Consider the following 24,364-nt stretch of genomic DNA (forward strand, 5'->3'; position numbering starts at 1 on the left):
CGATGATAGTGCGGATTGCCCGTGTGAAAGTAGGTAATCGTCAGGCTCCTTATGCAGCAAGTCCAGAACCCCGGTGTCTCCGAAAGAGAACCGGGGTTCTGGCGTTTGCGCTTCTTCAGATGCAGAAAACAAAAAAGCCGTCCAATGGACGGCTTTTTGCGTTGGTGCCTCGAATTACTGCTGCGCCAGAAATTTCGTCGCCAGATGCACCCAAAACGACGAACCAACCGGCAGCAGTTGATCGTTGAAGTCATAGCTCGCGTTGTGCAGCATGCAAGGGCCTGCGCCGTGCCCTGCATCACGGTGACCGCCTTCGCCGTTGCCGAGAAACGCGTAGCAGCCCGGTTTCTCCAGCAGCATGAACGAGAAGTCCTCGGCGCCCATGGTCGGTTCGACGTTCGCATCGACGTGATCGGCGCCGACAACCTCGCGCATGACCTCCGCGGCGAATTGCGCCTCCGCGCTGCTGTTCACCGTCGGCGGATAGTTGCGATGGAAGGTGATGTCGACCGAGCAGTCGTACGCATCAGCTGTGCTCTCGGCGATCTTGCGCAGTCGCGATTCGATCAGATCCAGCGTTTCCGTCGTGAAGGTACGCACCGTTCCCGCGATCCACGCCGTATTCGGTACCACGTTGACCGCGTCGCCCGCATGAATCTGCGTGATCGAGAGCACGGCCGTATCGAGCGGCTTCTTGTTGCGCGTGATGATGCTCTGCAACCCGTTCGCGATCTGCACCGCCGTGAAGACCGGATCGCGGCCGTTGTGCGGTAACGCGGCGTGCGAACCTACACCCTTGATTTCAATGCGGAATTCGTTGCTCGAGGCCATAATCGGCCCTTCGGTCACGCCGAAGTAGCCGGCTGGCATGCCCGGCCAGTTATGAATGCCGAATACGGCGTCCACAGGAAATTGTTTGAAGAGGCCATCTTCGATCATGGCTTTCGCGCCGGCGCCGCCTTCTTCGGCGGGCTGGAAAATGAAGACGATCGTGCCGTCGAACTGTCCGTGCCGCGCGAGATATTGCGCCGCGCCAAGCAGCATCGCGGTATGGCCGTCGTGGCCGCACGCGTGCATCTTGCCTTCGTTGCGCGAGCGATGGTCGAACGTATTGAGTTCCTGGATCGGCAACGCGTCCATATCGGCGCGTAATCCGACCATCCGTTTGCCGGTGCCGCGTTTGAGCACGCCGACAACGCCGGTTTGGCCCATGCCGCGATGCACTTCAATGCCCCATTCCGTGAGCTTTGCCGCAACGAGGTCGGAGGTTTGGGTTTCTTCGTAGCGAAGTTCGGGATGCGCGTGGATCGTTCGTCGGAGGCCCTGAATTTCGCCTTGGGCGGCCTGGATTTCCGGGATCAGTTTCATGGCGGACGGTGCTCGAAAAGTGGTCGCCCGGCCTTCGTCTCCAAAATAGGCCGGGTCTAGACGGACCATTCTACGCCGAACCTTTTTTTTCGCGCCAACCGACAGGGTGCGTACAGGGCTCGCACCCCGAACATAATAAAATCGCTTTTACGACAAAACGCCTCACCCACGGATTTCCGATGAACGCCCCAGCCGAATTTGCCCGTGCAGTTTGCCCGCACGATTGTCCCGATACCTGCGCGATGCGCGTGAGCGTCGAAAATGGCCGGGCGATCAAGGTGAGCGGCGACCCCGACCACCCGCCCACGCAAGGCGTGCTGTGCACGAAGGTGACCCGCTATGCGGAGCGCGTCCATCATCCGAAACGTTTGACGCAGCCGATGAAGCGTGTGGGGCGCAAGGGGGAAGGGCGTTTCGAGCCGATCAGCTGGGAGGAAGCCTGTCGCATCGCAGCCGAACGCCTCAGCGAAATCGCGCGGCGCGCGCCCGAAGCGATCCTGCCGTACAGCTATGCCGGCACGATGGGACTCGTTCAGGGCGATAGCATCGCCCAGCGCTTCTTCCACAAGCTCGGCGCATCGCGTCTCGATCGCGCGATCTGCGCGGCGGCAGGCGCCGCCGGCCTGCGTTATACGTTCGGCTCGAGCCTCGGCATGCTCACCGAGTATTTCGCGGAAAGCGAAGTGATCCTGATCTGGGGCGCCAACCCTATTGCGTCGAACCTGCACTTCTGGACCCGCGCGCAGGAAGCGAAACGCAACGGCGCGAAGCTGATCGCGATCGACCCCTATCGCTCGCTGACGGCCGAAAAGTGCCATCAGCACATTGCGCTCAAGCCCGGCACGGACGGCGCACTCGCGCTCGGCATGATGCACGTACTGATCACCGAGGACCGTCTCGATCACGATTACATTGCGGCCCACACGCACGGCTTCGACGCGCTGAAGGCGCGTGCGCTGACCTATACGCCCGCACGTGTCGCCGCGATCTGCGGCATCGAGGAGCAGGCAGTCGTCGATCTCGCGCGCCTCTACGCCTCGACGCGCAAGGCGGCAATTCGCATGAACTATGGCCTGCAGCGCGTGCGCGGCGGCGGCAACGCCGTGCGTGCCATCGCCTGCCTGCCCGCGTTGACCGGTGCATGGCGCGAGCGCGCGGGCGGCGTGCTGCTTTCGTCGTCTGGCTGGGCGCCCGTCGATGCGAACGCGCTCCAGCGTCCGGATCTGATCCCGGGCTGGCCGCAGCATCAGCCGCGCATCGTCAACATGAACCAGATTGGCAACGCGCTCACGCACGAAGGCGACGCCGCATTCGGGCCGAAGGTCGAAGCGATCGTCGTCTACAACTCGAATCCCGTTGCGGTTGCGCCCGAGTCGGCGAAGGTCGCGGCTGGCTTCGCGCGCGAGGACCTCTTTACGATCGTGCTCGAGCAGTTCCAGACCGACACCGCCGATTACGCCGATCTACTGCTGCCGGCCACGACCCAGCTCGAACATCTCGACGTCCACAAGTCGTACGGCCACACGCACGTCATGGCGAACTTGCCGGCCATCGCGCCCGTTGGCGAGGCGCGGCCGAATACCGAAATCTTCCGCTGCATCGCACGCGCGATGGGTCTGACAGAGCCGGCGCTGTTCGAAAGCGATGAAGACGTGGCGGCCCATGCATTCGACTGGAACGATCCCGCACTGGGCGGCGCCGACTGGGCGGCGCTCAAGCGCGAAGGCTGGCTGAAGCTGAACATCGCCGAAGCGCCGTTTGCGAACGGCGGTTTTCGCACGCCGACGGGCAAGTGCGAGTTCCATAGCGAGGCGCTTGCGAAGGCCGGGCTCGATCCGCTGCCCGATTACCTGCCGCCGCACGAGTCGACGGACGGCGCGCCCGAACTCGCCGCGCGTTATCCGCTCGCGATGATCTCGCCGCCTGCGCGCAACTTCCTGAACAGCACCTTCGTGAACGTGGAAAGCTTGCGCGCGACCGAAGGGGAGCCGCACGTGGACCTCCATCCGGCCGACGCCGCCCGCCGCGAGATTGCTGACGGCGACGAGGTTCGCGTGTTCAACGACCGCGGCTCGATGCGCGCGCGGGCGCGTGTGACCGATCGGGCGCGCAGCGGTCTCGTGGTCGGCCTGTCGATCTGGTGGAAGAAGCTTGCGCCGGATGGCCGCAACGCCAACGAAGTGACGAGCCAGGCGCTTACCGATCTTGGCGGCTCAGCGACTTTCTATGACTGCCTCGTCGAGGTCGAGCGCGCCTGAAAGCGCCTCAAGCTACCGCTAGCCGCCCCGCAACGTGCGTTCGAGGGGCCTTTCTAACTCGCTGATTTGCTGACATAAAAGCTGGGTCGCCATGCTACGATCCAATTTTTTAGCACGACCATTCGAAAAATCAAGGAGGAGACGCTGCATGGAAAAAGTCTGGCTGAAATCGTACCCGCCCGGCGTTCCCGCTGAAATCGACGCAAGCCGTTACGCGTCCATCACTGCGCTGCTCGAGGAGAGCTTCAGCGAATTCCGTGCAAAGCCCGCTTTCGCCTGCATGGGCAAGACGATCACCTACGGCGAGCTGGACCAGCTCTCCCAGCGTCTGGCCGCGTGGTTCCAGTCGCGCGGCATCGCACGTGGTGCGCGCATCGCGCTCATGATGCCCAACGTGCTCCAGTATCCGGTCGCGCTCGCCGCAGTGCTGCGCGCGGGGTATGTCGTCGTGAACGTCAATCCGCTCTACACGCCGCGCGAACTCGAACACCAGTTGAAGGACAGCGGAGCCGAGGCGATCGTCGTCCTCGAGAATTTTGCCGGAACCGTAAGCGCGGTCGTCGCCAATACGCGCGTGAAGCACGTGCTGGTCGCGGCGATGGGCGACCTCCTTGGCGCGAAGGGCTTCATCGTCAACTTTGTCGTGCGAAGCGTGAAGAAGATGGTGCCTGCCTGGAACCTGCCCGGCCACGTGCGCTTCAACGACGCGCTCGCCGAAGGTGCGCGCACTGGCTTCAAGCGCGTCGAACAGACGCCCGAGGACGTCGCCTTCCTGCAGTACACGGGCGGCACGACCGGTGTGGCCAAGGGGGCGACGCTGCTGCATCGCAACCTGATCGCCAACGTGCTGCAGTCGGCGGCATGGACCGAGCCCGCGCTGGCGAAATTGCCGTCCGGTACGCAACCGGTGACGGTCGCGGCGCTGCCTCTTTATCACGTGTTCGCCCTGACCGTTTGCGGGCTGCTGACGCTGCGCACCGGCGGTCTCGCGATCCTGATTCCGAATCCGCGCGATATCGCGGGCATGATCAAAGAGCTGCGCGGGTACTCGATCACGTGTTTCCCCGCGGTGAATACGCTCTACAACGCGATGCTCAACCATCCGGAATTCGGCAATCTGGACTTCACGCACCTGCTCGTTGCGAACGGCGGCGGCATGGCGGTGCAGGAAGCGGTGGCCAAGCGCTGGTACGAGCGCACGCATACGCCGATCGTCGAAGGCTACGGCCTTTCGGAAACCTCACCCAGCGTGACCTGCAATCCGGTCACGGCGACGGAATACACCGGCACGATCGGCTTGCCGCTGCCTTCCACTGAAATCTCGATTCGCGACGACGCCGGCAACGAACTGCCGATCGGCGAGGCGGGCGAGATCTGCATCCGTGGGCCGCAGGTGATGGCGGGCTACTGGCAGCGGCCCGAAGAAACGGCGAAGGTCATGACGCCGGACGGCTACTTCAAGTCGGGCGACATCGGTCTCATCAACGCGCGCGGCTACATCAAGCTCGTCGACCGCAAGAAGGACATGATTCTGGTCTCGGGCTTCAATGTGTATCCGAACGAGGTCGAGGATGTCGTGGCCAAGCTGCCGGGCGTGTTCGAAGTGGCGGCGGTGGGCGTGCCGGACCAGAATTCGGGCGAGGCGGTGAAGCTCTATATCGTCAAGAAGGACCCGGCGCTCACCGACAAGGACGTGTTCGAGTACTGCAAGACGCAGCTCACCGGCTACAAGCGGCCGAAGATCATCGAGTTCCGCAACGATCTGCCCAAGAGCAACGTCGGCAAGATCCTGCGCCGCGAGCTGCGCGACGGTCGCGCCTGAAAACGCAAGAGCGAAGCGAAAGTCCAGCGAGTCAAAAGCGAAGAGCGGCCTGCCCGTCGAGGGCAGGCTGCTTTTTTGTCGTGTGCACTGTGGCGAAACGACAAAACGCACCCAAGAAAAAAGGCGCCCGGAGGCGCCTTCGAGATTACAGCGACTGTTCTTCTTAGAACTTGTGACGGATACCAACGCGAGCCGTGAACACGTTGTTCGTGCTCGACGGCGTCAGGCCGTTGATCGACGCGACAGCGGTGTTGCCCGTCGAGTCGGAGCCCGTAGCGTGCTGGTACACGCCGATCAGGTAGACGTCCGTGCGCTTCGACAGGAAGTAGTCCGTGCCCAGTGCGTACTGGAAGTACTTCGCGCCGCTTTCGCTCGTGCCGTTCGCACGCGTGACGCTGCTGCCGTCCGTGAAGTCGAACGCGAAGCCTGCCAGCAGGGCCGGCGTGAACTGGTACTTGATGTTCGCTTCGACGTTGTTGAAGTTGGCATTCGTGCCGCGTTGGAACAGCGAGGTCGACGTCTGGCCGAGGTTGCGGAAGCTGACGTTCGAGTACGTCAGGCCGAGCGTTGCTGCGCCGAACGTGTATGCGCCGCCTGCGCCGATGACCTGGTACGTGTTGGCCGATGCGAAGCCGCCGTACACCGGATTGAACGAAGTGCCCGTAACACCCTTTACACCCGTCTGCGGCGAGGCGGTGCCGCCGTTGTTGAACAGGCCGCCGGTAGCGTTCGGCGTGCGTGCGTTCAAGTATCCAACGCCGAGGACGAGGGGACCGTTGTTGTAGCCAGCGCCCAACGACCAGATCTGGTTCGCCGAGAAGTCGCCTGCCTGGCCGCCGAAGCTGTACGTGCCGCCGAACGTCAGGCCAGCGTAGTTGGCGCTGGTGAACTTGACCGTGTTGTTCGTACGGTAGGCGTTGTTGAAGTTGTCCAGATCCTGCGGGTGAGCAGCGATGTAGCCACCCCACTGATCGCCTGCTTCGAGCGGGCCGACGTAGTCGACGACGGAGTCGTACTGGCGACCCAGCGTGACCGTGCCGAACTGCGAGCTCGAGAGACCAACGTAAGCCTGACGACCGAACATCAGGCCGCCCTGGCCGAGCTTGCCGGTGTTCACGTCAAAGCCGTTTTCCAACACGAAGACTGCCTTCAGGCCGCCGCCGAGGTCTTCAGCGCCGCGCAGGCCGAAACGGCTGCCTTGCATCACGCCGCTCGACAGGTTGTACAGGTGCTTGCCACCCGAATTCGTGTTGATGTTGAAACCTTCGTCGATGATGCCATACAGCGTGACGCTGCTCTGGGCGTGAGCAACGCCCGCGAACGCGCCCAGCGCAGCCAGCGCGAGAAGCGACTTCTTCATTGAATGATCTCCAGTGTTTGCGAATCTTTTGCGTCTTTTAACGGGACCGGTTTTTTATAGTGCGGGGTCCTGTCCTTCTAACTTCGCGAGAAGTTGCACGTAATGTAACAAAAGGGTTAACAGTCACAAAGGAAAAGCCTGGGCCTCGCTAAGTACCTGTTTCGTTTACACAACATGGTCTAGAATATGCAGCTATCTATCGGCGCTGCCCCGGATTGACGGATGTCCGTGAGTTTGTGTAGTGGTGAAAGGGCAGTCCGGGCGAGCGACCAATCCGGCTCGCCAACGAAATGAAAGGGAGGCTGGATGACGCTAGATGACTTGATTACCGAATTCGACCGGGGCCTGCGCTCTCTCACCGGCGTGTCGCGCATGACGCGTCCGATGCCGCAGCCTTCCCCCGTGACCATCGAAGTGACGCCCGAGGGCGATGCCGTACCAGCCGGCAGCGAACTCACGCCTGCCGAGCGCACGCACGCCGCCGGCCTCATGCGCGTCAATCACGTCGGCGAAGTGTGCGCGCAGGCGCTGTATCAGGCGCAGAAAATCTCGGCGCGCTCGCCCTCGCTCAGGGCGGCCTTCGAGCAAGCCGCGCGCGAGGAAGAGGACCACCTCGCGTGGACCTCGCGCCGGCTACAGGCGCTCGACTCGCGTCCGAGCCTGCTCAATCCGCTCTGGTACGCAGGCGCGCTCGCGATCGGCTTCGCCGCCGGCCGCCTGGGTGACAAGGTGAGCCTCGGCTTCATGGCCGAAACCGAGCGCCAGGTCGAGCATCATCTCGACAGCCACCTCGACAGCTTGCCGCCCGCCGATCTCGAGTCGCGCGCGGTCGTCGAGCAAATGCGCGCCGACGAAATCTCGCACGCAAAATCGGCCGCCGATCTGGGCGGAGTCGAATTGCCTTTGCCGGTGCGTTCGCTAATGCGTGTAGCATCGAAAGTGATGACGCGAACCGCCTACTACATCTGATTAATGCGTATGGGCCGGCAATCGCTGTCGGTCCATACTCGGATTAATCTTTCAGAGCTTTCAGCCCCCGGTTTTAATCCCCGCAAGCCCCCCGCTCGATCCCTCCGTAGGCCGTTTATCGCCGCGCTTTTCACGTATCACCTTCAGAACCTGCGTTAGCTCATTCATTCATAACGGTTTTTGGCTTTTGTCGCGACTTCAACAAGTGCCGCTAAGTCCTTGTTCTAGCGGATAAATTTCGTCAAAAAACGTCCGGTCTCCCTTGACCCTCGTTGGGCGTTCCTCTAAAGTGGGAGACAGTGTGAGAAAGTGTATTTTTGTGTGATTTCAGGCGCGTATTCAGGTAGATTTTCCGGGATTTAGGCGGGCGGCCAAAAGCGCCGCATAAGGGGGAGCAAATTGTTCCAGGGGGCGTCGGCGCTAACACTCGATGCGAAAGGACGGATGTCGATTCCGTCTCGCTATCGGGAAGCGCTGCAACAACAGGCAGAAGGACGGGTGACGATCACCAAGCACCCGGACGGCTGCCTGTTGCTATTTCCGCGCCCCGAATGGGAAGTGTTCCGCTCGAAGGTCGCCGCGTTGCCGATGGACGCGCACTGGTGGCGCCGTATTTTTCTGGGCAATGCGTCCGACGTCGATGTCGATAGTGCTGGCCGCGTGCTCGTCTCACCTGAATTGCGTCTGGCGGCAGGAATGGAAAAGGAAGTCATGCTGCTCGGCATGGGTAGTCATTTTGAGTTGTGGGATGCGCAGACCTACGCCGCCAAGGAACAGGCGGCGATGGCGCAGGGCATGCCCGACGCCTTGAAAAATTTCACGTTCTGATCGCGGTTCAAAACGCTATGGCATCTGCGATGGGACAGGGACTGCAGCATCGCACGGTGCTGCTAGACGAAGCGGTGAACGCGCTGGTCACGCGCGCGGACGGCGTCTATGTGGACGGCACGTTCGGTCGCGGCGGGCACAGTCGCGCGATCCTCGGGCGTCTCGGCGAGGCCGGGCGCCTGATCGCGTTCGACAAGGACCCGCTGGCGATCGCGACGGCGCAAACCGTGAACGACGCGCGGTTCTCGATCGTGCATGAGAGTTTTGCTTCGCTGCGCGACGAGCTCGCGTCGCGCGGGGTAGGGCGTGTGTCGGGAATATTGCTGGACCTTGGCGTGTCGTCGCCGCAGTTCGACGATCCGCAGCGCGGTTTCAGTTTCCGCGCGGATGGCCCGCTCGACATGCGGATGGACCCGACGCGCGGCGAGTCCGCCGCTGACTGGCTCGCTCGGGCCACGTTGCAGGAACTGACGGAGGTAATTCGGGATTATGGGGAAGAACGGTTTGCTTTTCAGATTGCAAAGGCGCTTGTTGCTCGCCGGGCAGAGTCCGACCGTCTCGGGCCTCTCGACAGCACGGGCGAGCTTGCCCAAATCGTGGCTAACGTCGTCAAAACCCGTGAGAAGGGTAAGGACCCGGCAACCCGCACCTTTCAAGCTATACGGATTCACGTCAATCAAGAGCTTGCGGAGCTGCAGGTCGTTCTAGAAGCAGCACTGTCGTTGCTGGAACAGGGGGGGCGGCTGGTGGTCATCAGCTTTCATTCGCTCGAAGACCGGATCGTCAAGCGGTTCATGCAGGCGCACGCAAGCGCGCCGGCGGTCGATCGCCGCTTGCCGATCCGCGCCGTCGACCTGCCGAGCCCGCCGCTCAAGCTGCTCGGCCGCGTATTCGCGAGCGACGAAGAAGTCGCCGCGAATCCGCGCGCCCGCTCGGCCGTGATGCGCACCGCGGAGCGCGTCACGCCATGAATCGTCTGAACATCTTCCTGCTGATCGTCGTCATGGGGTGCGCGCTTTCCGTCGTGAACGCCACCAATCAGCAGCGCCAGATCTTCATCCAGTTGCAACGTGCGCAGTCGCAGGAGCATCAGCTTCAGCAGGACTACGCACAGCTTCAATATCAGCAGAGCGCGCTGTCGAGAACGTCGCGCATCGAACAGATCGCCACCGACTCGCTCAAGATGCAGCCCGTCACGACCGGACGCACGCAATATCTGACGCTCGCGCCCGGCAGCGCAACCGCCGTCGACGCACCCGTGCCGACCTCGGCGCCCCCGCAGGGCGCCGCGCCTACGCCTGCCCGCCGCGGAGGCACGCGATGAAAAAGGACAATCGCCGCAAGAGCGTTGCCTTCAGCGCCAACCCCATTCTCTCCGTGCGCCTGCCGATGTGGCGCTCGAAGCTCGTCGTATTCCTGCTCTTCATGGCGTTCGTCGCGCTTGCCGCGCGCGCATTCTGGATTCAGGGGCCAGGCAACGCGTTCTATCAGAAGCAGGGCGAAAGCCGCTACCAGCGCACGATCGAGTTACCGGCCACGCGCGGCAAGATTCTCGACCGTAACGGCCTCGTGCTCGCCACGAGCCTGCCCGTGCGCGCGATCTGGGCGATTCCCGAAGCCGTGCCCGACGATCTCGGCGCCGACAAGCTCAACCAGCTCGGCGCGCTGCTCGGCATGAACACGAAAGAGTTGCGTGCGAAGCTCCACGAAGACAAGACCTTCGTCTATGTGAAGCGCCAGGTGCCGCTCGACGTCGCGCAGAAAGTGACGGCGCTCGACATTCCGGGTATTTACCAGCGCAACGAATACAAGCGCTTCTATCCGGAAGGCGACGTCACCGCGCACTTGATCGGCTTCACCAACGTCGAGGACGAGGGCCAGGAAGGCGTCGAGCTGTCGGACCAGAAGGTGCTCGCGGGCGTGCCGGGCATTCGCCACGTCATCAAGGACCGCATGGGCCACATCGTCGAGGACGTCGACGAGACGGTCGTGCCCCACGATGGCAAGGACGTCGAACTGTCGATCGACAGCAAGATTCAGTACATCGCCTATTCGAACCTGAAGGCTGCCGTCGAGAAGTTCAGGGCCAAGGCCGGCGCTGCGGTGGTGGTGGACGTGCGCACGGGCGAAGTGCTCGCGCTCGTGAATTATCCGACCTACAACCCGAACGACCGCTCGCATCTCACGGGCGAGCAGCTTCGCAACCGCATCCTCACCGACGTGTTCGAGCCGGGTTCGATCATGAAGCCCTTCACGGTGTCGCTTGCGCTGGATCTGCACCGCGTCTCGCCGAGTACACTGGTGGATACGGGCGCGGGCCACTTCACCCTCGACGGTGCGACCATCACCGACGACGCCGGTTTTGGCGTGCTGACGGTGGGCGGCGTGATCCAGAAGTCGAGCAACATCGGCGCGACCAAGATCGCGATGACGCTCAAGCCCGAAGAAATGTGGGACATGTACACCAGCATCGGTCTCGGTCAGGCGCCGAAGGTCGGGTTCCCCGGCGCGGCGGCGGGCCGTTTGCGTCCGTGGAAAAGCTGGCGCCGCATCGAGCAGGCGACGATGTCCTACGGCTACGGCCTCTCCGTTTCGCTGTTCCAGCTCGCGCGCGCGTACACGGCGATCGCGCACGACGGCCAGATTCTGCCGGTCACGATCTTCCGCCACCCCGGCGACACGCAGCCGGTGCAGGGCACCCAGGTCTTCGCGCCGACCACGGCGCGTGAAGTGCGCACGATGCTGGAGAGCGTGGTGTCGAAGGACGGCACTTCGCCCGACGCCGCCGTGCCCGGCTACCGCGTGGGCGGCAAGTCCGGTACGGCGTACAAGCACGGCCCGCACGGCTACGATCATTCGAAATACCGCGCGTCGTTCGTCGGCATGGCGCCGATGCCGAATCCGCGCATCGTCGTGGCCGTCACGGTCGACGAACCGACGGCCGGCAGCCACTTCGGCGGTGCCGTGTCGGGTCCGGTGTTCTCGGGCATCGTCGGCGATACGCTGCGCTCGCTCAACGTTCCGCCGGATATGCCGGTGAAGCAGCTCGTCGTCGAGGATAACAGCGCCGCCGCCTCGGCCCCGGCCGTCGCGAACGCGCCCGCTGCGCCCGTGAAGCACGCGGCGAACACGCCTACCGCGAAAAGCGCCGCAGCCGCGCATCACATGACCGTCGCGGACAACGCGAAAAATCGACCCGGAGTCGTCCGATGAGCGCCACGCGCAACCAGCATCCCGCGCACCGGCAGATCGCGGACGCGCTCGCATGGCTGCGCGCGCACGTCGCGCCAGAAGCGGGCCTGCACGCCGATACGCGCTCGCTCAAGCCGGGCGATGTGTTTCTCGCCTACGCCGTCGAGGGCGCGGACAGCCGCCCGCACATCGCCAACGCGATCGAGCGGGGCGCTGCAGCCGTGCTGTATCAGCCGGAAGGGTATGCGGGCGAGAAGCTCGACGCGTCGATTGCGCTGGCTGTACCGCAGCTCGACGCGCTCGCGGGCGAAATCGCCAGCGGCTGGTATGGCGACCCGAGCGATGCCATGCTCGTGGTCGGCGTGACGGGAACAAACGGCAAGACGTCGTGCAGCCAGTGGATCGCCTCGGCGTTGACGGCCATCGGCCAGAAGTGCGCGATCGTCGGCACGCTGGGCACGGGCTTTCCGGGTCAGCTCGTGCATACGGGCTTCACCACGCCCGACGCGCCGCAGTTGCAGCGCAGCCTCGCGCAATTGTGCGGTGCTGGCGCACAGGCGATCGCGATGGAAGTCTCCTCGCACGCGCTGCATCAGGGCCGCGTGAACGGCACGTCGTTCGACATTGGCGTCTTCACGAATCTCACGCAAGACCATCTCGACTATCACCACACGTTCGAGGCCTACGAGGCCGCGAAGGCGCGTCTGTTTGCATGGCCGGGCCTGCGCGCCGCGATCATCAACACCGACGACGCAGCGGGCCGCCGCCTGATCGCCGCGACGCGCGGCACGGCTCGCACGATTGCGTATGGCGTGGCGACGCCCGCCGCCGACGCACCCGTCGCCGACGCGTGGCTGCGCGCGAACGACGTGCGCGCGACCGCCACCGGCACGGCGTTTCATCTGGAAACGTCGGATTGGGGCGAGGCGCAAGTCGAGGCGCATGTTCTCGGCCTCTTCAACGTGAGCAATCTGCTCGGCGTGCTCGGCGCGCTGCTTGCGGCGAACGTGCCGCTCGTCGCGGCGCTCAACGAGATCTCGAAGCTGCAGCCGGTGAACGGCCGCATGGAGCGTCTTGGCGGCCGCGCCGATCACGACGAGCCGCTCATCGTGATCGATTACGCGCATACGCCGGACGCGCTCGAAAAAACGCTCGAAGCGCTGCGCCCGATGGCGGCCGCACGCGGCGGCCAGCTCGTCTGCATGTTCGGCTGCGGCGGCGATCGCGACGCGACCAAGCGCCCGCTCATGGGCGCGATCGCGGAACGCCTCGCCGACCAGGTCGTCGTGACGAGCGACAACCCGCGCAGCGAGTCGCCGGCCGCGATCATCGAGCAGATCGCGCAAGGCATGCGCGACGCCGCGAAGGCGCGCCGCATCGAGGATCGCGCGAGTGCGATCCTGCAGGCGGTGCGCGGCGCGGCGCGCGAAGACGTCGTCGTGCTGGCCGGCAAAGGCCACGAGGCGACCCAGGAAATCATGGGCAAGAAGCGCGCGTTCTCCGATCAGGACCACGCGCGGCTTGCACTCGCCGCCCGTGCCACGCACGGGCGCGGAGGTGGTGAATGACGATGCTTTCCCTGCGGGAAGCCGCGGCGCTGATTCCCGGCGCGAGCGTACTCGGCGACGAGAACGCCACGTTCGAGCGCATTTCGACCGACAGCCGCACCACGGGCCCCGGCGATCTCTTCGTCGCGCTCAAGGGCGACCGCTTCGACGCGCACGACTTTCTCGGCGAGGTCGCGAACCGCCAGGTGAGCGCGGCGCTCGTTTCGCGCAGCCCCGGCGACTGGCGCATCCCCGCGCTGCGCGTGGACGACACGCGCAAGGCGCTCGGCGCGCTCGCGCTCGGCTGGCGCCGCCGCTTCTCGATGCCGCTCGTCGCCGTGACGGGCAGTAACGGCAAAACGACGGTCAAGGAAATGATCGCGTCGATCTTCGCGGCGGCCGTTGGAGAAAATTTGCGTCTCGCGACCACTGGAAACCTCAATAACGACATCGGCGTGCCGTTAACGTTGCTGCGTTTGAGCGGCGCTCATCGGCTGGCGGTGGTCGAACTCGGCATGAATCATCCTGGCGAGACCGAGTTGCTGGCGAAATTCGCCGAGCCGACGGTCGCGGTGGTGAACAACGCGCAGCGCGAACATCAGGAATTCATGGCGACGGTGGAAGCCGTCGCGCTCGAGCATGCGAGCGTGATTCACACGCTCAAGCCCACGGGCGTCGCGGTGTTTCCCGCCGACGATGCCTACGCGAGCATCTGGCGCGTGGCGGCGACGGGTTCGCGCATCCTCGACTTCGCGCTGCATACCGATACGCGTGCGGTTCAAGCGGCAGTCACCGGCAAGCTCGTCGACAGGCTCGCGGGCAACCGTCTCGCGATCGCGACGCCGGAAGGCCATCTCGAAGTGGAGTTGAAGGTGCTGGGCGCACACAACGCGCACAACGCGCTCGCGGCCACGGCGGCGGCGATTGCGTCGGGCGTCTCGCTCGAAGCGATCGGCCGCGGGCTCGAGGCGTTCGAGCCGGTGAAGGGCCGCTTGCAGGTGAAGCGCGCGGCGCTTGGCGAGCTGACGGGCGCGACGGTGATCGACGACACCTACAACGCGAATCCCGACTCGGTGCGTGCAGCGATCGACGTGCTGGCTTCGCGCACGTCGCCGCGCGTGCTGGTGCTCGGAGACATGGGCGAAGTCGGCGACGACGGTCCCGCCTTTCACCGCGAGGTGGGCGCTTACGCGAAGGAACGCGGCATCGACGCGCTCTACACGCTCGGCGACGCAGCGCGTGACAGCGCGACGGCGTTCGGCGCGCAGGCGCTGCATGCCGCCGACGTGAGCGAACTCGTGCGCGCACTGGCTGGTGCCGGTTACGGCGCGGGCGCAACGATTCTCGTGAAAGGCTCGCGCTTCATGCAGATGGAGCGCGTAGTAGCGGCACTCACGAATCCGCAAAACCCTGCGCCGGACGCGAAGTCCGGTGCGCACTGAAATACGAAGGAATACAAGGCATGCTACTGGCGCTGGCGCAATGGCTGCAGAATGACGCAAGCTTCTTGCGCGTGTTCAGTTATCTGACGTTCCGTGCGGTGATGGCCACCATCACCGCGATGGCGATCGGGCTTTTCCTCGGCCCGTGGGTGATCCGCAAGCTCACCGCAATGAAGGTCGGCCAGGCCGTGCGCACGGACGGCCCGCAAACTCACCTCGTGAAGTCCGGCACGCCCACCATGGGCGGCGTGCTCATTCTGCTGGGCATCGCGGTTTCCACCTTGCTGTGGGGCGATCTTACGAACCGCTTCATCTGGATCGTGATGCTCGTCACGTTCGGCTTCGGCGCGATCGGCTGGGTCGACGACTATCGCAAGGTCGTCTACAAGGACCCGCGCGGCATGTCTTCGCGCGAGAAGTACTTCTGGCAGTCGGTGATCGGTCTGTTCGCGGCGGTGTACCTCGCGTTCAGTGTGTCCGAAGCGAGCAACGTGCGCGTGTTCGATCTCTTCACGGCGTGGGTGCGTAGCGGCCTGTCGATGGGCCTGCCCGCGCGCGCCGACTTGCTGCTGCCGTTCCTCAAGTCGATCAGCTATCCGCTCGGCGTGTGGGGCTTCATCGCGCTCACGTACTTCGTGATCGTCGGCGCGAGCAACGCCGTGAACCTCACCGACGGCCTCGACGGTCTCGTGATCATGCCGGTCGTGCTCGTTGGCGCGTCGCTCGGCGTGTTCGCCTACGTGATGGGCAGCTCGGTCTACTCGAAGTATCTGCTCTTTCCGCATATTGCCGGAGCCGGCGAACTGCTCATCTTCTGTTCGGCGATGGGCGGGGCAGGGCTCGCGTTCCTCTGGTTCAACACGTATCCAGCGCAAGTGTTTATGGGCGACGTGGGCGCGCTCGCGCTCGGCGGCGCGCTGGGAACCATTGCGGTGATCGTGCGTCAGGAAATCGTGCTCTTCATCATGGGCGGCATTTTCGTTGCGGAGACGCTCTCGGTGATGCTGCAGGTCACCTGGTTCAAGTACACGAAGAAGCGTTACGGCGAAGGGCGCCGCATCTTCAAGATGGCGCCGCTGCATCACCATTTCGAGCTGTCTGGCTGGAAGGAAACGCAGGTTGTCGTGCGTTTCTGGGTCATCACGCTGATGCTGTGTCTGATCGGTCTGTCCACGCTCAAGCTGCGTTGAGCCTCTAAGTAAGCAAGGGAAGCAAGCGATGTTCGGCGAGAAGTTTCGGGATCGGCAAAAGCCGATGGTGCTCGTGCTGGGACTCGGGGAATCGGGTCTCGCGATGGCGCGTTGGTGCGCGCGGCATGGTTGCCGCCTGCGCATTGCCGACACGCGCGAAGCGCCGCCCAATCTTCCCGAACTCGCCGCGCGCGGCATCGACGCCGATTTCGTCGGCGGTCCGTTCACGACGGCGCTGCTCGACGGCGTGGAGCTCGTCGCAATCAGCCCGGGCCTCTCGCCGCTCGCAGAAGATCTCGTGCCGCTGATCGCGGCGGCGCGCGAGCGCGGCATCGAAGTGTGGGGCGAGCTCGAACTCTTCGCGCAGGCGCTGCGCCATCTCGGCGAGAGCGGCTACGCACCGAAGGTGCTCGCCATCACCGGCACGAACGGCAAGACCACCACGACGAGCCTCACAGGCATGCTTTGCGAGCGCGCGGGCAAGCGCGTCGCGGTGGCGGGCAACATCAGCCCGGCCATGCTCGACAAGCTCGCCGAAGCCATCGACAACACCGCGCTGCCCGACGTCTGGGTGCTCGAACTGTCGAGCTTCCAGCTGGAGACGGCGCACACGTTCGAGCCGGACGCCGCGGCCGTCCTCAACATCACGCAGGACCATCTCGACTGGCACGGCGGCCTCGACGCCTATGCGGCCGCGAAGGGCCGCATCTTCGGGCCGCGCACGACGCGCGTGCTCAACCGCGACGACGCCCGCGTCATGTCGCTCGCGAGCGTGAAGGCGAGCGGCGACGCGAAGGTCGTGACCTTCGGCCTGAACGAACCCGAGAACGACGGCGACCTGGGTCTGTTGCGCGAGAACGGCATGCAGTGGCTCGTGCAGGCGCACGATCTCGATGCGGCCGACGTGCCTGTGTCTCCGCGTCGCCGCAAGCAGCAGGAAGCGGCGCCCGTGAATCTCGGCATGAAGCGCCTCATGCCCGCCGACGCCCTGCGCATTCGCGGTCTGCACAATGCGGCCAACGCGCTCGCGGCGTTCGCGCTCACGCGCGCGATCGATCTCGCGCCCGCGCCGCTTCTGCACGGCCTGCGCGAGTATCGCGGCGAGCCGCATCGCGTGGAGCTGATCGCATCGATCGACGGCATCGACTACGTGGACGACAGCAAGGGCACGAACGTCGGCGCGACGGTGGCAGCGCTCGACGGCCTCGCGCAGCGCACGGTGCTGATCGCCGGCGGCGACGGCAAGGGCCAGGACTTCGATCCGCTCGTCGCGCCGGTTGCGCGCTGGTGCCGCGCCGTGATGCTGATCGGCCGCGACGCGTCGAAGATCCGCGCGGCGCTCGAAGAAACCGGCATCGCGATGAGCGACCACGCCACGCTCGAAGAAGCCACGCGCGCGGCGACGGCGCTCGCGCAACCCGGTGACGTCGTGCTGCTTTCGCCCGCTTGCGCGAGCCTCGACATGTTCCGCAACTACGCCCATCGCGCAGCCGTGTTCCACGACACCGTAGAAGCAATCGCTGCAGAACGGGGGACGATGATATGAGCTGGTCCGAGCGATTCGGTGCGCGCCTCTCGCGCGAAAACGGCCAGGCCGGCGGCTCGTCGAGCGGCGGCGCGCGCTCGGGCGGTCTTGCGAGCGTCGTCAACGGCGTGCGTCCCGGACGCTCGCGCATGCTCGACTACGACCACTCGCTGCTGTGGGCCGTCATCGCGCTTCTGGGCCTCGGCGTGGTGATGGTGTACTCCGCCTCGATCGCCATGCCTGATTCGCCCAAGTACGCCTCGTACCGCGACTGGGCGTTCCTCGTGCGCCACCTCGTTTCGCTCGCGATCGCGACCGTTGCGGCGCTCGTTGCGTTCCGTATTCCCGTTTCGACGTGGGAGCGTTACGCGCCCAAGCTCTTTCTCATCTCGCTCGCCATGCTCGTGGTCGTGCTGATTCCGCACATCGGCAAGGGCGTGAACGGCGCGCGTCGCTGGATTCCGCTCGGCGTCACGAACATGCAGCCGTCGGAAATCATGAAGCTCGCCGTGACGATCTACGCTGCGAACTACACGGTGCGCAAGCAGGAATACATGCATAGCTTCGCGAAAGGCTTCCTGCCGATGGCATTCGCTGTGGGCGTGGTCGGCGCGCTGCTGCTGCTCGAGCCTGACATGGGCGCATTCATGGTGATCGCCGCGATCGCCATGGGCGTGCTGTTCCTCGGCGGCGTGAACGGCAAGCTGTTCGGCGGCCTCGTGGCCACGGCAGTGGGCACCTTCACGCTGCTCGTGTGGGCGTCGCCGTGGCGCCGCGAGCGGATCTTCGCGTACCTCGATCCGTGGGACGACCGCTACGCGCAGGGCAAGGCGTACCAGCTCACGCACTCGCTCATCGCGTTCGGTCGCGGCGAGTGGTTCGGCGTGGGTCTTGGCGGCAGCGTCGAAAAGCTCAACTATCTGCCGGAAGCGCACACCGACTTCATTCTCGCCGTCATCGGCGAGGAACTCGGTTTCGTCGGCGTCCTCGTCGTGATCCTGCTGTTCTACTGGATCGTGCGCCGCTCGTTCGAGATCGGCCGCCAGGCGCTCGCGCTCGACCGCACGTTTGCGGGTCTCGTCGCCAAGGGACTCGGCGTGTGGTTCGGCGCGCAGGCCTTCATCAACATGGGCGTGAACCTGGGGCTGTTGCCGACCAAGGGTCTCACGCTGCCGCTCGTGAGCTATGGCGGCTCGGGCATCTTGCTGAACTGCATCGCGGTGGCGCTGCTGTTGCGTGTGGACTACGAGAACCGGGTCTTGATGCGCGGAGGCAAGGTATGACCGCAGCAACGCGCACGCTCATGGTGATGGCCGGCGGCACCGGGGGACACGTGTTCCCGGGCCTTGCCGTCGCGCATCGCATGGAGCAGTGGGGCTGGCGCGTGGTGTGGCTCGGCAATCCCGCAGGCATGGAAGCGACGCTCGTTCCGAAGCACGGCATCACGATGGAATACGTGCGCTTTGGCGGCGTGCGCGGCAAGGGTATCAAGACCAAGCTGATGCTGCCGCTGAACCTGCTGCGCGCCTGCACGCAGAGCCTCGCGGCGTTGCGCCGCGTGAAGCCCGACGTCGTGCTCGGCATGGGCGGTTACATCACGTTCCCGGCGGGCGTGATGAGCGCGCTTTCGGGCCGTCCGCTCGTGCTGCATGAACAGAATTCGATTGCGGGTCTCGCGAACAAGGTGCTCGCGAAACTGGCCAGGCGCGTGCTCGTGGCGTTTCCGGGCGCCTTGCCGAATGCCGAGTGGACCGGCAACCCGATCCGCGAGGCGCTCGAACACGTCGACGCGCCGGCGGCGCGCTACGCCGCGCGCAGCGGTCCGCTGCGCGTGCTCGTAGTGGGCGGCAGTCTCGGCGCCACGGCGCTCAACGAAGTGGTGCCGCGCGCGCTGTCGCTGCTCGCGCCGCAAGAGTGTCCGCATATCGTGCATCAGGCGGGCGCGAAGCACATCGACGCCTTGCGTCAAAACTATCTCGACGCCGGACTCGAACTGAATGACACGGTACAGCTCGTGCCGTTCATCGACGACATGGCGAGCGCCTACCGCAACGCGGATCTCGTGGTCTGCCGTTCGGGCGCAATGACGGTGGCCGAAATCGCGGCCGTGGGCGTGGCGGCATGCTTTGTGCCGTTTCCCTACGCCGTGGACGACCACCAGACCACCAACGCCGCGTTCCTTGCCGACAAGGACGCAGCGCTCGTGGTGCAACAACGCGACCTGACGGCGGAAGGACTCGCCGACTGGTTGCGGCATCAGACCAGAACATCGCTGGCGGAAATGGCCGGGCGCGCTCGCGCGCTCGCGAAACCCGACGCCGCCGATCAGGTCGCGCGCATCTGCGCGGCTGTGGCGGGCGTAAGTGCGGGAGGAAAGCAATGAAACACATCGTCAAACATATCCATTTCGTTGGCATCGGCGGCGCGGGCATGAGCGGCATCGCCGAAGTGCTCGTCAACCTCGGCTATCAGGTAAGCGGCTCGGACCTCGCGAAGAACGGGGTCACCGATCGACTCGCCGCGCTCGGCGCGCGCATCGCGATCGGCCATGCCGAAGAAAACATCGAAGGCGCGAATGCCGTGGTCGTTTCGACCGCGGTGCGCAGCGACAACCCCGAAGTGCTCGCGGCACGCCATCGCCGCATTCCCATCGTGCCGCGCGCCGTGATGCTCGCGGAACTGATGCGTCTGAAGCAGGGCATCGCAATTGCAGGCACGCACGGCAAGACCACCACGACCTCGCTCGTGGCGAGCGTGCTGGCCGCGGGCGGGCTCGATCCGACCTTCGTGATCGGCGGCCGCCTGATCAGTGCGGGCGCGAACGCGCGCCTCGGCACGGGCGATTTCATCGTGGCGGAAGCCGACGAATCGGACGCATCGTTCCTGAACCTGTTTCCGGTGATCGAAGTCATTACGAACATCGACGCCGATCACATGGACACCTACGGGCACGACTTCGCGCGCCTGAAGCAGGCGTTCATCGAGTTCACGCATCGCCTGCCGTTCTATGGTATTGCGGTGCTGTGCGTGGACGACCCGAACGTGAAGGAGATTCTGCCGTTCGTCTCGAAGCCGATCATCCGTTACGGCTTCGCGTCCGACGCGCAGGTGCGCGCGGTCAACGTGATTGCCCGAGAAGGCAAGATGTACTTCACGGTGATGCGCGAAGACGCGCCGTCGCTCGACATCGTGCTGAATCTGCCGGGCACGCACAACGTGCAGAACGCGCTCGCCGCGATCGCGATCGCGACCGAACTCGAAGTGAAGGACGCCGATATTCAACGCGCGCTCGCGGAATTCAACGGCGTAGGCCGTCGTTTTCAGCGCTATGGCGAGATTCCCGTCAACGGCGGCGGCGCCTGGACGTTGATCGACGACTATGGCCATCACCCGGTGGAAATGGCCGCGACGATCGCAGCGGCGCGCGGCGCGTTTCCCGAGCGCCGTCTCGTGCTGGCGTTCCAGCCGCACCGCTATACGCGTACGCGCGACTGTTTCGAAGACTTCGTGCGCGTGCTGTCGACCGTCGATGCGCTCGTGCTGACCGATGTCTATGCGGCCGGCGAAGCGCCGATCGTCGCAGCCGATGGCCGCGCGCTCGCACGCGCGATTCGCGTGGCGGGCAAGGTCGAGCCGGTGTTCGTCGAGACCGTGGATGAAGTGCCGGAGGCGCTCGCAGCTGTCGTGCGCGACGGCGATGTGGTGATTACGATGGGCGCGGGTTCGATCGGCGGCGTGCCGGGTCGAATCGCCCAACAGGAACAGAAGGCGTGAGTGACATGAGCAGTATCGATCCGAAACAATTTGGCAAGGTCGCGGTGCTGTACGGCGGCGTGTCCGCTGAGCGGGAGGTATCGCTCAAGTCGGGCACGCTGGTGCTGCAGGCGCTGCAGAGCGCCGGCATCGACGCGCATCCGTTCGACCCGTCCGAGCGCCCGCTTTCCGCGCTCAAGGACGAAGGTTTCGTGCGCGCGTTCAACGCGCTGCACGGCGGCTACGGCGAGAACGGCCAGATCCAGGGCGCGCTCGACTTTTACGGCATTCGCTATACGGGCACGGGCGTGCTCGGCTCCGCGCTCGGGCTCGACAAGTTCCGCAGCAAGCTCGTGTGGCAGCAGCTCGGCATTCCCACGCCGCCGTTCGAAGCGGTGTTGCGCGGCGACGACTACGCGGCGCGCGCGCCGCAGATCGTCGCGAAGCTCGGCCTGCCGCTCTTCGTGAAGCCCGCGAGCGAAGGCTCGAGCGTGGCCGTGATCAAGGTGAAGGCGGAAAGCCAACTCGTGCCGGCGCTCGAAGAAGCCGCGAAGTTCGACAAGATCGTGCTGGTGGAAAAGAGCATCGAAGGCGGCGGCGAGTACACCGCGTGCATCGCGGGCGACCTCGATCTGCCGATCATCAAGATCGTGCCGGCGGGTGAGTTCTACGACTACGACGCGAAGTACATCCTCGACACGACGCAGTATCTGATTCCCTGCGGCGTCGCGCCGGAGAAAGAGGCGGAACTGAAGAAGCTCGCGCGCCGCGCATTCGACGTGCTCGGCTGCACCGACTGGGGCCGCGCCGATTTCATGATGGACGGCGCAGGCAACGCGTACTTCCTCGAAGTGAACACGGCGCCGGGCATGACCGATCACTCGCTGCCGCCGAAGGCCGCGCGCTCGGTAGGCATCGAGTATCGCGATCTGGTGGTGCGCGTGCTGGCACAGACGCTAAAAGATTGAACCCCTGATTAATCTCTGACTGACGAATTGCCGAACCGGAAGTGAACCGACAATCTCGAAATGTGGAATAACGTACGCCAGCTCAACCTTGCCGCCAACGCGTTGCACGCGCTGCTCGCGCTCGCGCTGCTGGCGGCGGGCTGCTACTGGCTCGTGCAGCGTCCGAACTTCGCGCTGCGAGAGATCCGCATCGAGGGCGATACCGAGCACATCAACTCGCCCACCGTGCGTGCGAGCGTGGTCGGCCGGCTGAAGGGCAACTTCTTCACGGTCGATCTCGATACGGCGCGTGCCGCGTTCGAGCAGATGCCGTGGGTGCGTCATGCGAGCGTGCGCCGCGTGTGGCCCAACGCATTGGCTGTCACGCTCGAAGAGTACAAACCGCTGGGCACGTGGGGCAGCGATCAGCTCGTGAGCACGGACGGCGAGCTGTTCACGGCGAACCAGGGCGAACTCGACGAAGAGTTGCCCGCGTTCGACGGCCCCGACGGCACCGCGCCCGAGGTGGTTGCGCGCTACCGCGACCTGGAGAAGTGGTTCGCGCCGCTCGGGCTCACGCCCGACGAAGTGACGCTCTCGCCGCGTTACGCATGGACGGTGAAGCTCTCGAACGGCATGCAGGTGGAGCTGGGCCGCGAGCGCAACGCCGACACACTGAGCGAGCGTTCGCACCGCCTCATCGCGGCATGGTCGGCGGTGACGCAACGTTGGGGCAAAGCAATCGAATACGCGGACCTGCGTTATCCGAACGGGTTTGCGATAAGGGCGGCCGGTATGCGCTTCATCAGTGACACGCCCGCTCCGGGCAAGAAGTAACAGGACATCACACGCAACGAGCACGATATGAGTAAAGACTATAAGGATCTGCTGGTCAGCCTCGACATCGGGACGTCGAAGGTGGTGGCCGTCGTCGCCGAATTGAAGGGCGAAGGCCACTACGAAGTGATCGGTCTCGGCCAGAGCGAATCGAAAGGTCTCAAGAAGGGCGTGGTGGTGAACATCGAGGCCACTGTGCAGTCTATCCAGCGAGCGCTCGAAGAAGCGGAACTCATGGCCGACTGCAAGATCACTAACGTATTCACCGGTATTGCGGGCAGCCACATTCGCAGCTTCAACTCGAGCGGCATGGTTGCCATCAAGGAGAAGGAGGTCACGCAGGCGGACGTCGCGCGCGTGATCGAAACGGCGAAGGCGATCAACATCCCGACCGACCAGCAGGTGCTGCATATCCTCACGCAGGAATTCATCATCGACGGCCAGGAAGATGTGCGCGAGCCGATCGGCATGAGCGGCATCCGTCTGGAAGTGAAGGTGCATATCGTGACGGGCGCGGTGAGCGCGGCGCAGAACATCGTGAAGTGCGTGCGCCGCTGCGGTCTCGAAGTGAACGACCTCATCCTGCAGCCGCTCGCTTCGTCGCTGGCGGTGCTGACCGAGGACGAGAAGGAACTGGGCGTGGTGCTCGTCGACGTCGGCGGCGGCACGACCGACATCGCGATCTTCAGCGAAGGCGCGATTCGCCATACCGCGGTGATTCCGATCGCGGGCGACCAGGTGACGAGCGACATCGCCATGGCGCTGCGCACGCCCACGCCCGACGCGGAAGACATCAAGGTGAGCTACGGCATCGCGAAGCAGGCGCTCGCCGATCCGGACGAGATGATCGAAGTGCCGGGGCTGGGCGAGCGCGGTCCGCGCACGCTGTCGCGCCAGGCGCTTGCCGCCGTGATCGAGCCGCGCGTGGAAGAGCTTTTTTCGCTCGTGCAGCAGGTGGTGCGCGAGTCGGGCTACGAAGAACTGTTGAGCTCGGGTGTCGTGCTGACGGGCGGCGCCGCGATGATGCCGGGCATGGTGGAGCTGGGCGAGGACATTTTCCTGAAGCCGGTGCGCATCGGCGTGCCGGAATACGCGGGCGGTCTGGCCGACGTGGTGCGCAATCCGCGCTACTCGACGGCGATGGGCCTGCTCGTCGAAGGCCGCTCGCAGCGTATGCGCGGGCGCAAGGTTGCAGTGCAGTCGGGGTCGATGGGCCAGGTCTTTTCACGCATGAAGGACTGGTTCCTCGGCAACTTCTGACGACAGAAGTCGCAGGACAGAAGGCGAAGTACAAGCTTCGAAAATCGCGCTGGTGACGGCGGCTAG

19 protein-coding genes are annotated in these 24,364 nt (G+C 64.6%); 17 read left to right on the forward strand and 2 right to left on the reverse strand.

Annotation, left to right across the window (positions count from 1 at the left end; genetic code table 11):
- Positions 1 to 174: 174 nt before the first annotated feature.
- The gene (locus tag ACOJB8_RS35935; protein ID WP_069268476.1) at positions 175 to 1,368 is read right to left on the reverse strand and encodes a M20 aminoacylase family protein; all 1,194 of its coding nucleotides are present in this window, start codon (positions 1,366 to 1,368) and stop codon (positions 175 to 177) included.
- Between the two features lie 179 nt (positions 1,369 to 1,547).
- Here ACOJB8_RS35935 and ACOJB8_RS35940 point away from each other — a divergent pair, with 179 nt between their 5' ends.
- Positions 1,548 to 3,626 carry a molybdopterin-containing oxidoreductase family protein gene (locus ACOJB8_RS35940; protein WP_475016925.1) on the forward strand — a complete coding sequence of 693 codons (2,079 nt, stop codon included), beginning with the start codon at positions 1,548 to 1,550 and terminating at the stop codon, positions 3,624 to 3,626.
- A gap of 148 nt (positions 3,627 to 3,774) precedes the next feature.
- Positions 3,775 to 5,448, forward strand: coding sequence for a long-chain fatty acid--CoA ligase (locus ACOJB8_RS35945; protein WP_069268478.1), 1,674 nt, complete (start codon positions 3,775 to 3,777; stop codon positions 5,446 to 5,448).
- Between the two features lie 163 nt (positions 5,449 to 5,611).
- On the opposite strand, the gene ACOJB8_RS35950 is transcribed toward ACOJB8_RS35945, so the two are convergent.
- The gene (locus ACOJB8_RS35950) at positions 5,612 to 6,808 is read right to left on the reverse strand and encodes a porin (RefSeq protein ID WP_342948376.1); all 1,197 of its coding nucleotides are present in this window, start codon (positions 6,806 to 6,808) and stop codon (positions 5,612 to 5,614) included.
- A gap of 306 nt (positions 6,809 to 7,114) precedes the next feature.
- Here ACOJB8_RS35950 and coq7 point away from each other — a divergent pair, with 306 nt between their 5' ends.
- From coq7 to ftsA, 15 genes are all read left to right on the forward strand, one after another.
- Entirely contained in the window at positions 7,115 to 7,777 is a 663-nt protein-coding gene (gene coq7 / locus ACOJB8_RS35955) for a 2-polyprenyl-3-methyl-6-methoxy-1,4-benzoquinone monooxygenase (RefSeq protein WP_069268480.1), read from the forward strand.
- Positions 7,778 to 8,176: 399 nt separating this feature from the next.
- Positions 8,177 to 8,605 carry a division/cell wall cluster transcriptional repressor MraZ gene (mraZ, locus tag ACOJB8_RS35960; protein WP_028207782.1) on the forward strand — a complete coding sequence of 143 codons (429 nt, stop codon included), beginning with the start codon at positions 8,177 to 8,179 and terminating at the stop codon, positions 8,603 to 8,605.
- 17 nt (positions 8,606 to 8,622) lie between these two features.
- The gene (gene rsmH / locus ACOJB8_RS35965) at positions 8,623 to 9,576 is read left to right on the forward strand and encodes a 16S rRNA (cytosine(1402)-N(4))-methyltransferase RsmH (RefSeq protein WP_069268481.1); all 954 of its coding nucleotides are present in this window, start codon (positions 8,623 to 8,625) and stop codon (positions 9,574 to 9,576) included.
- The gene (gene ftsL / locus ACOJB8_RS35970; RefSeq protein ID WP_028207784.1) at positions 9,573 to 9,929 is read left to right on the forward strand and encodes a cell division protein FtsL; all 357 of its coding nucleotides are present in this window, start codon (positions 9,573 to 9,575) and stop codon (positions 9,927 to 9,929) included. The genes rsmH and ftsL overlap by 4 nt, the downstream gene beginning before the upstream one ends.
- Positions 9,926 to 11,818: a peptidoglycan D,D-transpeptidase FtsI family protein gene (locus ACOJB8_RS35975; RefSeq protein WP_069268482.1), complete on the forward strand. Its 1,893-nt coding sequence runs from the start codon at positions 9,926 to 9,928 to the stop codon at positions 11,816 to 11,818. Before ftsL ends, ACOJB8_RS35975 begins: the two co-directional genes overlap by 4 nt.
- Positions 11,815 to 13,365: a UDP-N-acetylmuramoyl-L-alanyl-D-glutamate--2,6-diaminopimelate ligase gene (locus tag ACOJB8_RS35980; RefSeq protein WP_475016928.1), complete on the forward strand. Its 1,551-nt coding sequence runs from the start codon at positions 11,815 to 11,817 to the stop codon at positions 13,363 to 13,365. Before ACOJB8_RS35975 ends, ACOJB8_RS35980 begins: the two co-directional genes overlap by 4 nt.
- The gene (locus ACOJB8_RS35985) at positions 13,362 to 14,786 is read left to right on the forward strand and encodes a UDP-N-acetylmuramoyl-tripeptide--D-alanyl-D-alanine ligase (RefSeq protein WP_368605967.1); all 1,425 of its coding nucleotides are present in this window, start codon (positions 13,362 to 13,364) and stop codon (positions 14,784 to 14,786) included. Before ACOJB8_RS35980 ends, ACOJB8_RS35985 begins: the two co-directional genes overlap by 4 nt.
- A 20-nt stretch (positions 14,787 to 14,806) precedes the next feature.
- Positions 14,807 to 15,976 (forward strand): phospho-N-acetylmuramoyl-pentapeptide-transferase, encoded by a 1,170-nt coding sequence (mraY, locus tag ACOJB8_RS35990; RefSeq protein WP_069268485.1) that lies wholly within the window; start codon positions 14,807 to 14,809, stop codon positions 15,974 to 15,976.
- Positions 15,977 to 16,004: 28 nt separating this feature from the next.
- Complete coding sequence (murD, locus tag ACOJB8_RS35995) at positions 16,005 to 17,522, forward strand: UDP-N-acetylmuramoyl-L-alanine--D-glutamate ligase (RefSeq protein WP_342948379.1); 1,518 nt, start codon at positions 16,005 to 16,007, stop codon at positions 17,520 to 17,522.
- Entirely contained in the window at positions 17,519 to 18,784 is a 1,266-nt protein-coding gene (gene ftsW, locus ACOJB8_RS36000; protein WP_368605969.1) for a putative lipid II flippase FtsW, read from the forward strand. The genes murD and ftsW overlap by 4 nt, the downstream gene beginning before the upstream one ends.
- Positions 18,781 to 19,884, forward strand: a complete 1,104-nt coding sequence (murG, locus tag ACOJB8_RS36005) for an undecaprenyldiphospho-muramoylpentapeptide beta-N-acetylglucosaminyltransferase (RefSeq protein ID WP_368615863.1) — start codon at positions 18,781 to 18,783, stop codon at positions 19,882 to 19,884. Before ftsW ends, murG begins: the two co-directional genes overlap by 4 nt.
- A complete protein-coding gene (murC, locus tag ACOJB8_RS36010) occupies positions 19,881 to 21,275 on the forward strand; it encodes a UDP-N-acetylmuramate--L-alanine ligase (protein ID WP_069268489.1) in 1,395 nt (464 codons plus the stop codon). The genes murG and murC overlap by 4 nt, the downstream gene beginning before the upstream one ends.
- A 5-nt stretch (positions 21,276 to 21,280) precedes the next feature.
- Positions 21,281 to 22,222, forward strand: a complete 942-nt coding sequence (locus ACOJB8_RS36015) for a D-alanine--D-alanine ligase (RefSeq protein WP_324158721.1) — start codon at positions 21,281 to 21,283, stop codon at positions 22,220 to 22,222.
- 60 nt (positions 22,223 to 22,282) lie between these two features.
- Positions 22,283 to 23,038 carry a cell division protein FtsQ/DivIB gene (locus ACOJB8_RS36020; RefSeq protein ID WP_069268491.1) on the forward strand — a complete coding sequence of 252 codons (756 nt, stop codon included), beginning with the start codon at positions 22,283 to 22,285 and terminating at the stop codon, positions 23,036 to 23,038.
- Between the two features lie 27 nt (positions 23,039 to 23,065).
- Complete coding sequence (gene ftsA / locus ACOJB8_RS36025) at positions 23,066 to 24,298, forward strand: cell division protein FtsA (protein WP_042270315.1); 1,233 nt, start codon at positions 23,066 to 23,068, stop codon at positions 24,296 to 24,298.
- The last annotated feature ends 66 nt before the right edge of the window (positions 24,299 to 24,364 follow it).

The sequence above is a fragment of the Paraburkholderia sp. BR10141 genome (genome assembly GCF_056155635.1).